Consider the following 12,469-nt stretch of genomic DNA (forward strand, 5'->3'; position numbering starts at 1 on the left):
TCAGAAGCCGCCGCTGCCGTGATAGTAGATGCCGGCGGCAGCTGGCAGGGTCAACGGCAGTAACAAGGTATCGAGCAGAAAACTCGCCGGCAGATCGAGGGAGGCGAACCGAGGCGCCTCGACGCCGAAGCGGGCCTGGGGGCAACAGCCACCGCTGATCGCATACCAATCCAGCCGGGTGCCTGCATAGACCACGGGCGCCCCTGGCTTGGTGCCATCCAGGGTGCGTACCGTGGCGCACCCACCAAGCATCAACACAGCCAATGTCCCGGCCAGCCCTCTTTTCAATCATCCACCCCATAGTGATGTTCACCCCAACGCGGCAGCATGTCCTGAGGGATGTTCAGCAGGTTGAGGATGCGCGCCACCACGAAGTCGACCAGATCGTCGATGGTCTGTGGCTGATGATAGAAGCCAGGCGAGGCCGGTAGCATGATCGCACCCATCTGCGACAGCTTGAGCATGTTCTCGAGGTGAATGGTAGAAAACGGCGCCTCACGAGGCACTAGGATCAACTGCCGACGCTCCTTGAGGGTGACATCGGCAGCCCGCTCGATCAGGTTGTTGCACGCACCGGTGGCGATCGCCGACAGCGTGCCGGTGGAACATGGCACCACGACCATGGCCGCCGGTGCGCCGGAACCCGAGGCCACGGGCGACATCCAGTCTTCCTTGCCGTACACCCGAATTTGCCCGTCGGCAGCCCCGGTGTACTCGGTCAGAAACGCCTGCATCGCCTGCGGCTTGGCAGGCAGCAGGACGTCGGTTTCGGTCGCCATGACCAGCTGTGCCGCCTTGGAAATCAGAAAGTGCACCTCCCGATCTTCGCGCACCAGGCAATCGAGCAGGCGCAGGCCGTACTGCGCACCCGACGCCCCGGTCATCGCCAGGGTAATGCGTTGCGGCCCGTTCACTTGAGCGCCTCGGCCAGCTTGCCGTGCAGGCCGCCAAAGCCGCCGTTGCTCATGATCACCACCTGGGTACCGGGTCGCGCCTGGCGCTTGACCTGCTCGATGATCGCCTCGAGGCTGTCGGCCACTACGCTGGGGACTTTGCATTGCGCGGCCGTGGCTGCCAGGTCCCAACCCAGGTTGGCCGGGGCATACCAGATCACCTGGTCAGCATCGTTGACGCTTTCAGGCAGGCCATCGCGGTGCGCGCCCAGTTTCATCGAATTGGAGCGCGGCTCGATGACGGCGATCACCGCTGCATCACCCACGCGCTTGCGCAGGCCGTCCAGGGTGGTGGCGATGGCCGTGGGGTGATGGGCGAAATCATCGAAGATGGTCACGCCTTGCACTTCGGCGACCTTTTCCATGCGCCGCTTGACGCTCTTGAACGCACTGAGGCCCTCGATGCCCATCGCCGGTGCCACGCCAACGTGACGAGCGGCCGCCAGGGTCGCTAAGGCGTTGGCCACGTTGTGCTGACCGGTCAGAGCCCACTCCACCACGCCTTGCACGTGCCCGTCGAACAGCACCTCGAAACGCGATCCGTCCGGGCTGAGCAGGCGTGCCTGCCACTGACCGCCGTCACCGGTGGTCTGCACGGGCGTCCAGCAGCCCATCTCGATGACCCGGGCCAGCGCGTGTTCGGACGTGGGATGGATCACCAGCCCTTCGCTGGGGATGGTGCGCACCAGGTGATGGAATTGACGCTCGATGGCGGCAAGGTCAGGGAAAATGTCGGCGTGGTCGAATTCCAGGTTGTTCAGGATTGCCGTGCGCGGATGGTAATGCACGAACTTCGAGCGCTTGTCGAAGAAGGCGCTGTCGTACTCGTCCGCTTCGACCACGAAGAACGGCGTATCACCCAGCCGCGCCGATACGGAGAAATTCTGCGGCACCCCACCGATCAGGAACCCAGGGCTCATGCCGGCATGCTCGAGCACCCAGGCCAGCATGCTGCTGGTGGTGGTTTTGCCGTGGGTACCGGCGACTGCCAACACCCAGCGACCCTGCAGCACATGGTCGGCCAACCACTGCGGGCCCGACACATAAGGCAGGCCCTTGTTGAGCACATGCTCCACCGCCGGGTTGCCACGGGACATGGCGTTGCCAATGACGACCAGATCGGGAGCCGGCTCCAGCTGGGCAGGGTCATATCCCTGAGTCAGCTCGATGCCCTGGGCCTGGAGCTGGGTGCTCATCGGCGGATAGACGTTGGCGTCCGATCCGGTGACGCGGTGGCCAAGTTCCTTGGCCAGCACCGCCAGCGAGCCCATGAAAGTGCCGCAAATACCGAGAATGTGAATGTGCATGGTCGACCTCGCAAAACTTCGAGGCAGGGTAGCCCAGGGCGCGACAAATCGCACCCGCTGTTTCGTTACAAGGGCCGACTGATGACATGCTTGCGCAGTTTGCGATACAGCGTGTTACGGCTGATGCCCAGATGTTCAGCTACCCGGGTAAGCTGCCAATGCCGGGCCTCGAGAACGGCCAGCAGCGCATGGCGTTCGGCCGCCTCCAATGTGGTCTTGTTCCCAGGTACCGATGAACCCTCATTCGGCAAGCCCGACATGGCCACGGGCGCGGCGTCTTGCCCACGCGGCGTGCGCACCACGGCAGGCAAGTCTGCCAGCGTGACGCGACCCTCGTCGCACAAGGCTGCCAGGGTGCGCAGCACGTTGCGCATCTGCCGCACGTTACCAGGCCAGGGGTAGTCCAGCAGTGCCTGACGCGCCTTGGGTTCGAGCTCGATCAGCTGGCCCTGGGTTTCCTGGCGCAGCAGCACGTCCAGCAACTGCGCTTTGTCGCTGCGCTCGCGCACGGCAGGCAATGCGACTTCGAGCCCATTGAGGCGGTAGTAAAGATCTTCACGGAATGTACCCTGGGCCACTCGTTGCAACAGGTCCCGGTGGGTGGCACTGATGATGCGTACATCCACAGCCTGCGGCTCGCCGCCGATTGGCACCACCTGCCGCTCTTCGAGCACGCGCAGCAGCCGCGTTTGCAGATCCAAGGGCATGTCGCCGATCTCGTCGAGCAGCAAGGTGCCGCCGTCGGCCTGCAGCAGCTTGCCGCGCATGCCCTCCTTGCGCGCCCCGGTGAAGCTGCCGGCCCGATAGCCGAACAACTCGCTTTCGATCAGGCTTTCGGGGATGGATGCACAGTTGATGGCCACGAAGGGCTTGTCCCGGCGTTCGCTGGCCTGATGCACGGCCTGGGCGAAGGCTTCCTTGCCGCAGCCCGTCTCTCCACTCAGCAGCAGCGGTACATTGCGCTCGAACACCCGCACACTGCGGCGAAAATCGTGTTGCAGTGCCGGGTCCAGCAGGCAGACCTGCGCAGGCTGCCGGACGACGCGGCGCGCATGCCCGGCGGGCACGGTCCAGACCGGCGTACGTGCCTGGCCACGCAGGCTGGCGAACACCTGCCGCCCGTCCAGGGTCAGCAGCGGCCAGGCTGCGCTGCCATCGGGCATGGCACGGCTGAACAGCTCGTCATGGGTGCAGGCGAAAAACTGCTCCAGGGTCTGCCCTTCCACGCCGGCGCGCACGCGGCCCAGCAGGTTCAGCGCACTCTGGTTGGCCGCGCAGATACGGCCATCGCCGTCGACTGCCAGCAGCCCCTCGCTGAACAGCCCGACCGACTCGGCCTGCAGGTGAAAACGCAGCAGCCAGTGGTGTTCGAACTGGCGCATGAAATAGCAGCTTTCGATCATCTTGGCCGACAGGGTCACCATGGCCATGGTGTGGAATTCGCTTTGGCGCGAGACGTCGGGCCGCGCTGAAGACACATCCAGCACGGCCAGCAAGTGCCCGTGAGGGTCGAACACCGGGCTGGCCGAACAGGTCAGCCCCGTATGCCGCCCACGAAAGTGTTCGTGCTGGTGAATGGTCAACGCCTGGCGTTCGACCAGGCAGGTGCCGATGCCGTTGGTGCCCTCTCGCGCCTCGCTCCAGTCAGCGCCCAGCCACAGCCCGGCCTGCTCGAAGCTGCGCCGCTCGGTAGGAGCGGTGACGCAATTGAGGATCACACCACGGGCATCGGTGAGCAGCACCGCATGGCCGGCACCGGAAAGCTGCTGGTGCAGGCTGTTCATTTCCTGATCGGCGATTTGCAGCACCTGGCGCATGCGTTCGCGGCTTTCCAGCAGGCGGCCATGCTCGAGGACCACCGGGGCTTCGGCCAGCGCGGGATCCAGATGATAGTCCTCCAGGCAGCGCAGCCAGGAGCGGGCAATGGACGGGTCGCTGCCGCCTTCGACACCGCCGCCATGGGCGACCGTGTGCACTTGCCTGGCATGCCGGGTAAATGGATTGCTCTGCATTATTGTGGTTCTCCGCAGATAGAGGCTAAAGCCAGCATCCTCCACAGCAGGCCGGTTTGCAATGCACCCGCCACAAGGCGTGTCATCGACGGTACACAGTGTCACTCAAGCCTGTATCGAACACGGCACATCGCGGGTGGCCAGTGGGCGCTGTGCGGCGCCAACTGCTTGATTTCATTGAAGCGCAAAACGATGGCCCAACCTTTGCTCTACGCTTTGCACTCCACACAAACACAATAGCCAGGAGACACACCATGCGTTATGCACATCCCGGTACCGAAGGCGCGAAGGTTTCCTTCAAAAGCCGCTACGGCAACTACATCGGTGGTGAGTTCGTTCCTCCGGTAAAGGGTGAGTACTTCACCAACACATCGCCCGTGGACGGGCAGCCGATTGCCGAATTCCCCCGTTCCACCGCCGAAGACATCGACAAGGCCCTGGACGCTGCCCACGCCGCTGCCGATGCCTGGGGCCGCACGTCCGTCCAGGACCGCTCCAACGTGTTGCTGCGCATCGCCGACCGTATCGAGCAGAACCTCGAAGTGCTGGCCATCACCGAAACCTGGGACAACGGCAAACCCGTGCGGGAAACCCTCAATGCCGACATCCCGCTGGCCGTCGACCACTTCCGCTACTTCGCCGGATGCATCCGCGCCCAGGAAGGCGGCGCTGCGGAAATCAACGAAAACACCGTGGCCTACCATATCCATGAGCCGCTGGGGGTGGTCGGTCAGATCATCCCGTGGAACTTCCCGATCCTGATGGCCGCCTGGAAACTCGCGCCGGCGCTGGCAGCAGGCAACTGCGTGGTGCTCAAGCCCGCCGAACAGACGCCACTGGGCATTACCGTGCTGGTGGAGCTGATCGGCGACCTGCTGCCCAAGGGCGTGCTGAACGTGGTGCAAGGCTATGGCCGTGAAGCGGGCGAGGCGCTGGCCACCAGCAAGCGCATCGCCAAGATTGCCTTCACAGGCTCCACGCCCGTGGGCTCGCACATCATGAAGTGCGCGGCCGAGAACATCATCCCGTCGACGGTGGAGCTGGGCGGTAAATCGCCGAACGTGTACTTCGAAGACATCATGCAGGCCGAACCGAGCTTCATCGACAAGGCTGCCGAAGGCATGGTCCTGGCATTTTTCAACCAGGGCGAGGTGTGCACCTGCCCATCCCGAGCCCTGGTCCAGGAGTCGATCTACCCGCAGTTCATGGAAGTGGTGATGAAGAAGGTGCTGCAGATCAAGCGCGGCGACCCGCTGGACACCGACACCATGGTCGGTGCACAGGCCTCGCAACAGCAGTTCGAGAAGATCTTGTCTTACCTCGAGATCGCCCAGCAGGAAGGCGCCGAGCTGCTGACCGGGGGCAAGGTCGAGAAACTCGAAGGCGCGCTGGCCACCGGTTACTACATCCAGCCGACCCTGCTCAAGGGCAACAACAAGATGCGCGTGTTCCAGGAGGAAATCTTCGGCCCGGTGGTGAGCGTGACCACCTTCAAGGACGAGGCCGAAGCCCTGGCCATTGCCAACGATACCGAGTTCGGCCTGGGCGCCGGGGTCTGGACCCGCGACATCAACCGTGCCTACCGCATGGGCCGCGGCATCAAGGCCGGGCGTGTGTGGACCAACTGCTACCACCTGTATCCGGCGCATGCGGCCTTCGGGGGTTACAAGAAGTCCGGTGTTGGCCGTGAGACCCACAAGATGATGCTCGATCACTACCAGCAGACCAAGAACCTGCTGGTGAGCTACGACATCAACCCACTGGGCTTCTTCTAAGCCCTGCGCCGGTCTTTTCACCGGTTACGGTGCAAAGGCCGGCGTTGACTGGCCCTCTGTTCAGGGCGGTTGTCATGCACCAACCGCTCTGGCTCGCTTCCTGCAGTACAGATCACCATCGGCCCGAACCCCTTCCGGCCACCAAGAAAAAGAACAGGTGAAACCATGCCAAGCGAACAACCAGCCGGTAGCCCGGCAGGCTCTTCCGTAGATTTCGAGAAAGTCGGTTCCGACTATTTCCAACAGCGTGAACTCAAGAAAGGCGCCGCCGGCTGGGTGCTTCTGGTCGGCCTAGGCGTTGCCTACGTCATCTCCGGCGACTACGCCGGCTGGAACTTCGGCCTGGCCCAGGGTGGCTGGGGCGGCATGTTCCTCGCTACCCTGCTGATGGCCACCATGTACCTGTGCATGTGCTTCTCCCTGGCCGAACTGTCGTCGATGATCCCTACTGCCGGCGGTGGCTATGGGTTCGCCCGCAGCGCCTTCGGGCCCTGGGGCGGGTTCCTGACCGGCACCGCCATCCTGATCGAGTACGCCATCGCGCCGGCGGCCATTGCCACCTTCATCGGCGCCTATTGCCAGTCGTTGTTCGGCATCGGCGGCTGGATGATCTACCTGGCGTTCTACGTGGTGTTCATCGGCATCCACATCTTTGGCGTGGGCGAGGCGCTCAAGCTGATGTTCATCATCACCGCCATCGCCGCCGTTGCACTGGCCGTGTTCCTCGTGGCCATGGTGCCCCATTTTGATGCAGCCAACCTGTTCGACATCGCCGTCACCGATGCCGCAGGGGCCAGCAGCTTCCTGCCGTTTGGCTATGTAGGCGTGTGGGCAGCCATTCCCTATGCGATCTGGTTCTTCCTGGCAGTCGAGGGCGTGCCATTGGCTGCCGAAGAAACCAAGAACCCCAAGCGCGACCTGCCACGCGGCCTGATTGGCGCGATGCTGGTGCTGGTGGCGTTCGCCCTGCTGATCCTGATCGTCGGCCCCGGCGGCGCAGGCTCCGAAGCACTCAAGGCCTCCGGCAATCCGCTGGTCGAGGCGCTGGCCAAGGCTTACGGCGGTTCCACCTGGATGGGCAGCTTCGTCAACCTGGTGGGCCTGGCAGGCCTGATCGCCAGCTTCTTCTCGATCATCTATGCCTACTCGCGCCAGATCTTCGCGCTGTCGCGAGCCGGTTACCTGCCGCGCAAACTGTCCGAGACCAACAAGAGCAAGGCACCGGTCATGGCGTTGGTGATCCCAGGCATCATCGGTTTTGCCCTGTCGCTGACAGGTCAAGGCGACTTGCTCATCCTGGTTGCCGTGTTCGGGGCTACCTTGTCTTATGTACTGATGATGGCGGCGCACATCACCTTGCGCATCCGTCGCCCGAAAATGGAGCGCCCTTACCGCACCCCAGGCGGCATCTTCACCTCGGGCCTGGCCCTGGTGCTGGCCTGCATCGCCGTGGTCGCCGGCTTCCTGGTCGACCCGCGCGTGGTGATTGGCGCTGCCGTGATCTATGCGGTGCTGATTGCGTACTTTGCGTTCTACAGCCGTCACCACTTGGTAGCGGGCACGCCAGAAGAGGAATTCGCCGCGATCCAGAAGGCCGAAGAGGCCTTGCACTGATCGACGACACTCGCCGCGGGGCGCCCCGCGGCTTTGGAGAATCTGCATGGCAAGTTTCGTACACACCGTAGGCAACCTGGTCTATCGCTTCGACAGCCTCAGGGAAGTGATGGCCAAGGCCAGCCCGGCACGCTCCGGCGACTACCTCGCCGAGGTCGCGGCTTCAAGCGATGGCGAGCGTGTGGCTGCGCAAATGGCATTGGCCAACATTCCGCTCTCGCATTTTCTGAGCGAAGCGCTGATCCCCTACGAAGACGACGAAGTCACCCGCTTGATCATCGATACCCACGATGCACAGGCGTTCGCACCGGTCAGCCACCTGACCGTGGGCGGCTTGCGTGACTGGCTGTTGAGCGAGCAGGCCGACGAAAACAGCCTGCGCGCATTGGCGCCGGGCCTGACGCCGGAAATGGCCGCTGCCGTATCGAAGATCATGCGCGTCCAGGACCTGGTGCTGGTGGCCCAGAAGATCCGTGTCGTCACCCAGTTTCGCGGCACCATGGGCCTGCGCGGGCGCTTGTCGACGCGACTGCAGCCCAACCACCCTACCGACGAACCGGCCGGTATCGCGGCGAGCATTCTCGACGGCCTGCTGTACGGCAATGGCGATGCCATGATCGGCATCAACCCGGCCACGGACAGCACCGCCTCCATCTGCGCGCTGCTGGAAATGCTCGATGCCATCATCCAGCGCTACGACATTCCGACCCAGTCCTGCGTGCTCACCCATGTCACCACCTCGATCGAGGCGGTCAACCGGGGCGTGCCACTGGACCTGGTCTTCCAGTCCATCGCCGGCACCGAGGCGGCCAATGCAGGGTTTGGCATCAACCTGAACGTGTTGCAGGAAGGGTATGAAGCAGGGCTGTCGCTCAAGCGCGGTACTCTGGGGCAGAACCTGATGTATTTCGAAACCGGCCAAGGCAGTGCGCTGTCGGCCAATGCCCACCATGGTGTCGACCAGCAGACGTGCGAAACCCGCGCCTATGCCGTCGCCCGCCACTTCAAACCGTTTCTGGTCAATACCGTGGTCGGTTTCATTGGCCCGGAGTACCTCTACAACGGCAAGCAGATCATTCGCGCGGGCCTTGAAGACCACTTCTGCGGCAAGTTGCTGGGCGTGCCGATGGGCTGCGACATCTGCTACACCAACCACGCCGAAGCCGATCAGGACGACATGGACACGCTGCTGACGCTGCTGGGGGTCGCCGGGATCAACTTCATCATGGGCATTCCCGGCTCGGACGACATCATGCTCAACTACCAGACCACGTCGTTCCATGACGCCCTGTATGCCCGCCAAACCCTGGGCCTCAAGCCTGGGCCTGAGTTCGAAGCATGGCTGGCACGGACCGGCATCTTCACCCAGGCCGACGGCCGGATACGCTTTGGTGACAACCTGCCGCCAGCCTTCCGGCAGGCCTTGGCACAGCTTGCATAGGAATCGCCGATCATGGACAACCGCACCCCCACCCCCGAAAACCCTTGGCTGGCCCTGCGCAACCTCACCCCCGCGCGTATCGCCTTGGGGCGCGTGGGCACCAGCCTTCCGACCAGTGCGCAACTGGACTTCCAGTTCGCCCATGCCCAGGCTCGGGACGCCGTGCACCTTCCATTCGACGTGGCTGAGCTGACCGCACAGCTCGATCAACGCGGGCGCGACAGCCTCGTGTTGCACAGCGCCGCAAGCGACCGTCATCAATACCTGCAGCGGCCCGACCTGGGCCGGCGCCTGAACGAGGATTCGGTCGCCACCTTGCGCCAGCATGCCCAGGCCAACCCCGGCGGGGTCGATTTGGCAATCGTGGTTGCCGACGGGCTGTCTGCCTTGGCGGTACACCGTCATACACTCCCGTTTCTGACGCGCCTTGAGGAGCAGGTCAATGCCGAAGGCTGGACCTGCGCGCCCATCTCCTTGGTTCAGCAAGGACGCGTGGCGGTGGCAGACGAGGTCGGCGAGCTGCTCGGGGCTCGCATGACCGTGATGCTGATCGGTGAGCGGCCAGGGCTCAGTTCACCGGACAGCCTGGGGCTTTACTTCACCTACGCCCCGAGGGTCGGGCTGACCGATGCCTACCGCAACTGCATTTCCAATGTTCGCCTGGAGGGGTTGAGCTACGGCATGGCCGCGCATCGGCTGCTGTACCTGATGCGTGAAGCCTGTCGGCGCCAGCTGTCAGGCGTGAACCTCAAGGATGAGGCTGAAGTTCACAGCCTGGAAAGTGACGAACTGGCCAGCCAGAAAGGTAATTTTCTGCTGGGCAAGGGCTGAGCACCTGCGCAGGAGGATGGCGGTGCCCCCGCTGCCCTGCTGCGCGCTACAGACGGGCGACTGAACACGCTCGTCGAAGCCTCCGTGCGTCGAACGTGGACGATGAACGATGCCCATGGCCTCAGTGTCTGTCTGCCTTACTACAACGCGGCTTACGCCTTCCTACTGCCGTAATCCCTCGCTACAAACTGTGCGGGCGTGATCCTCACTTCGCCGTATAATGGCCCACTTGTCATGTGTGAAATTTCACTCCTCCAGGTAACCGAGCCTTCGACCCAGACCACAGGTGCTGTACATGGATTTCAACCCGCTGGACCTCATCCTGCATCTCGATGCGTACCTTGATCTGTTGGTTACCAATTACGGGCCCTGGATCTATGCCATTTTGTTTGCTGTCATATTTTGCGAAACTGGCCTGGTGGTGATGCCCTTCCTGCCAGGCGATTCCTTGCTGTTCATCGCCGGTGCAGTCGCTGCCGGCGGCGGCATGGACCCTGTCCTGCTGGCCGGGTTGCTCATGATCGCTGCCATCCTGGGCGACAGCACCAACTACGTGATCGGGCGAACGGCCGGCGAGCGCCTGTTCAGCAACCCGAACTCGAAGATTTTCCGCCGCGACTACCTGCAGCGCACTCACGACTTCTACGAGCGTCACGGCGGCAAGACGGTCACCATGGCGCGTTTTCTGCCCATCCTGCGCACGTTCGCGCCGTTCGTGGCCGGTATTGCCCGCATGCACTACCCGCGCTTTCTCGGTTTCAGCATTGCCGGTACGTTGCTCTGGGTAGGTGGCCTGGTCACGCTGGGGTACTTCTTCGGCAACGTGCCATTCATCAAGCAGCACCTGTCGCTGATGGTAGTGGGCATCATCCTGCTGTCGCTGGTCCCGATGATTCTCGGCCTGCTGCGCACCCGCCTGGGCCGCACGGCCAAAGCGCACTGAGGCGCTTGAGCGGGCATGTGGTCGTTCAGCGCCTGGCGGCGCAAGCGCACGTTGGCGCGCTTCCCGATCAGCGTCCAGCAGTGGCAAGCCGTACGCGAGCGCTTGCCCATACTGGACGGTATCGACGAGGCCGAAGACCAATGGTTGCGCGAGGCCAGCATCCTGTTCCTGAACGAAAAGCACCTGACGTGCCTGCCAGGCGTCGAGCTCGACGATGAGCAACGCCTGGTACTGGCAGCGCAAGCTCAACTGCCGTTACTCCACCTGGGCGACCTGAACTGGTACCAGGGCTTTCACGAAATCATCCTCTACCCCGACGACTTCAAAAGCCCGCAGCGCCACCGGGACGCCAGCGGCGTGGAGCACGCCTGGGACGGCGAACACAGTGGCGAGGCCTGGCAGCAGGGCCCGATCATCCTGGCCTGCAATGGCGTATTCGGCAGCGGCGGCTGGGAAGCCTACAACCTGGTCATCCATGAGCTGGCGCACAAGCTGGACATGCTCAATGGCGATGCCAATGGCCTGCCTCCCCTGCACAGCGACATGCCTGTGCAACGCTGGGCGAATGCCATGCAACACGCCTTCGACGACCTCAACCGGCAACTCGATCGGGACCCGGAAGCCGACACGCCGATCGACCCTTATGCCGCCGAAAACCCCGCCGAGTTCTTCGCCGTAACCAGCGAGTACTTCTTCAGCGCCCCCGACCTGCTGCACCAGGCCTACCCCGAGGTCTACCAGCAACTGTCGCTGTTCTACCGGCAGAACCCGCTTGCACGCCTGACCCGGTTGCAAAGCGAGCATCCCGACTATCGCCATCCCCCCGTCTAGCGCCCGGTTCATTGGGCCAGACGTGGCATGCCCCGTCGGAATATGCCTATAATCGCCGCCACTTTTTTGGTCAAACACGGGGGCACTGCCCAATGAGCTACAGCAAGATTCCGGCGGGCAAAGACCTGCCGAACGACATCTACGTCGCCATCGAGATCCCGGCCAACCACGCGCCGATCAAATACGAGATCGACAAGGACAGCGACACGCTGTTCGTCGACCGTTTCATGGCCACCCCTATGTTCTACCCGGCCAACTACGGCTTCATCCCCAACACCCTGGCTGACGACGGTGATCCGCTGGACGTGCTGGTGGTTACCCCTTACCCAGTGGCCCCAGGTTCGGTCATCCGCGCCCGCCCGGTGGGTGTCTTGAACATGACCGACGATGGCGGCGGCGACGCCAAGGTCATCGCAGTCCCCCACGACAAGCTGTCGCAGCTGTACGTGGACGTGAAGGAGTACACCGACCTGCCTGCCCTGCTGATCCAGCAGATCGAGCATTTCTTTGCCAACTACAAAGATCTCGAGAAAGGCAAGTGGGTCAAGATCGAAGGCTGGGACGGCGCTGACGCCGCCCGCGCTGCGATCACCAAGTCGGTCGAAGCCTACAAAGGCTGATCCTGATTGCACGAAAAACCCGCTTCGGCGGGTTTTTTTTGGCGCGCAATACGCTTTACAGCCAATCGCGGCGCAAGCGTCCTACAACGTCCTACACCCGCGTCTGACTGCCCTACGTTTCCCCTTTGCCCATCAACATCTT

At 63.1% G+C, this 12,469-nt stretch carries 11 protein-coding genes; 7 read left to right on the forward strand and 4 right to left on the reverse strand.

Annotated elements, in window-relative coordinates; genetic code table 11:
* From PFU01S_RS13345 to PFU01S_RS13360, 4 genes are all read right to left on the reverse strand, one after another.
* Window positions 1-288 (reverse strand): YceK/YidQ family lipoprotein, encoded by a 288-nt coding sequence (locus tag PFU01S_RS13345; RefSeq protein ID WP_027915153.1) that lies wholly within the window; start codon window positions 286-288, stop codon window positions 1-3.
* Window positions 285-914 carry a flavin prenyltransferase UbiX gene (gene ubiX / locus PFU01S_RS13350; RefSeq protein WP_028687653.1) on the reverse strand — a complete coding sequence of 210 codons (630 nt, stop codon included), beginning with the start codon at window positions 912-914 and terminating at the stop codon, window positions 285-287. The genes PFU01S_RS13345 and ubiX overlap by 4 nt, the downstream gene beginning before the upstream one ends.
* Entirely contained in the window at window positions 911-2,260 is a 1,350-nt protein-coding gene (gene mpl, locus PFU01S_RS13355; RefSeq protein WP_027915151.1) for a UDP-N-acetylmuramate:L-alanyl-gamma-D-glutamyl-meso-diaminopimelate ligase, read from the reverse strand. Before mpl ends, ubiX begins: the two co-directional genes overlap by 4 nt.
* Window positions 2,261-2,325: 65 nt before the next feature.
* Complete coding sequence (locus PFU01S_RS13360) at window positions 2,326-4,272, reverse strand: sigma-54-dependent Fis family transcriptional regulator (protein WP_028687654.1); 1,947 nt, start codon at window positions 4,270-4,272, stop codon at window positions 2,326-2,328.
* A 254-nt stretch (window positions 4,273-4,526) separates the two neighbouring features.
* On the opposite strand from PFU01S_RS13360, the gene exaC reads away from it, so the two are divergent.
* The 7 genes from exaC (at window position 4,527) to ppa (ending at window position 12,327) form a co-directional block, all read left to right on the forward strand.
* Window positions 4,527-6,047, forward strand: coding sequence for an acetaldehyde dehydrogenase ExaC (gene exaC / locus PFU01S_RS13365; RefSeq protein WP_028687655.1), 1,521 nt, complete (start codon window positions 4,527-4,529; stop codon window positions 6,045-6,047).
* Window positions 6,048-6,212: 165 nt separating this feature from the next.
* Entirely contained in the window at window positions 6,213-7,661 is a 1,449-nt protein-coding gene (eat, locus tag PFU01S_RS13370; protein ID WP_027915148.1) for an ethanolamine permease, read from the forward strand.
* Between the two features lie 46 nt (window positions 7,662-7,707).
* Window positions 7,708-9,102, forward strand: coding sequence for an ethanolamine ammonia-lyase subunit EutB (locus PFU01S_RS13375; protein WP_027915147.1), 1,395 nt, complete (start codon window positions 7,708-7,710; stop codon window positions 9,100-9,102).
* A 12-nt stretch (window positions 9,103-9,114) separates the two neighbouring features.
* Window positions 9,115-9,933 carry an ethanolamine ammonia-lyase subunit EutC gene (gene eutC / locus PFU01S_RS13380; protein ID WP_027915146.1) on the forward strand — a complete coding sequence of 273 codons (819 nt, stop codon included), beginning with the start codon at window positions 9,115-9,117 and terminating at the stop codon, window positions 9,931-9,933.
* 295 nt (window positions 9,934-10,228) lie between these two features.
* A complete protein-coding gene (locus PFU01S_RS13385) occupies window positions 10,229-10,876 on the forward strand; it encodes a DedA family protein (RefSeq protein WP_023535016.1) in 648 nt (215 codons plus the stop codon).
* Window positions 10,877-10,891: 15 nt separating this feature from the next.
* Window positions 10,892-11,707 (forward strand): M90 family metallopeptidase, encoded by an 816-nt coding sequence (locus PFU01S_RS13390; RefSeq protein WP_028687656.1) that lies wholly within the window; start codon window positions 10,892-10,894, stop codon window positions 11,705-11,707.
* A gap of 92 nt (window positions 11,708-11,799) precedes the next feature.
* Window positions 11,800-12,327 (forward strand): inorganic diphosphatase, encoded by a 528-nt coding sequence (ppa, locus tag PFU01S_RS13395; RefSeq protein ID WP_023534987.1) that lies wholly within the window; start codon window positions 11,800-11,802, stop codon window positions 12,325-12,327.
* The last annotated feature ends 142 nt before the right edge of the window (window positions 12,328-12,469 follow it).

Source organism: Pseudomonas fulva NBRC 16637 = DSM 17717 (genome assembly GCF_000730565.1).
Taxonomy (GTDB): Bacteria; Pseudomonadota; Gammaproteobacteria; order Pseudomonadales; family Pseudomonadaceae; genus Aquipseudomonas; species Aquipseudomonas fulva.

Excerpts from the sequence above, each read along its gene's own strand:
- mpl (WP_027915151.1), bottom strand. The coding sequence starts at position 2,260 with ATGCACATTCACATTCTCGGTATTTGCGGCACTTTCATGGGCTCGCTG.
- PFU01S_RS13360 (WP_028687654.1), bottom strand. The coding sequence starts at position 4,272 with ATGCAGAGCAATCCATTTACCCGGCATGCCAGGCAAGTGCACACGGTC.
- exaC (WP_028687655.1), top strand. The coding sequence starts at position 4,527 with ATGCGTTATGCACATCCCGGTACCGAAGGCGCGAAGGTTTCCTTCAAA.
- eat (WP_027915148.1), top strand. The coding sequence starts at position 6,213 with ATGCCAAGCGAACAACCAGCCGGTAGCCCGGCAGGCTCTTCCGTAGAT.
- PFU01S_RS13375 (WP_027915147.1), top strand. The coding sequence starts at position 7,708 with ATGGCAAGTTTCGTACACACCGTAGGCAACCTGGTCTATCGCTTCGAC.
- eutC (WP_027915146.1), top strand. The coding sequence starts at position 9,115 with ATGGACAACCGCACCCCCACCCCCGAAAACCCTTGGCTGGCCCTGCGC.
- PFU01S_RS13385 (WP_023535016.1), top strand. The coding sequence starts at position 10,229 with ATGGATTTCAACCCGCTGGACCTCATCCTGCATCTCGATGCGTACCTT.
- PFU01S_RS13390 (WP_028687656.1), top strand. The coding sequence starts at position 10,892 with ATGTGGTCGTTCAGCGCCTGGCGGCGCAAGCGCACGTTGGCGCGCTTC.
- ppa (WP_023534987.1), top strand. The coding sequence starts at position 11,800 with ATGAGCTACAGCAAGATTCCGGCGGGCAAAGACCTGCCGAACGACATC.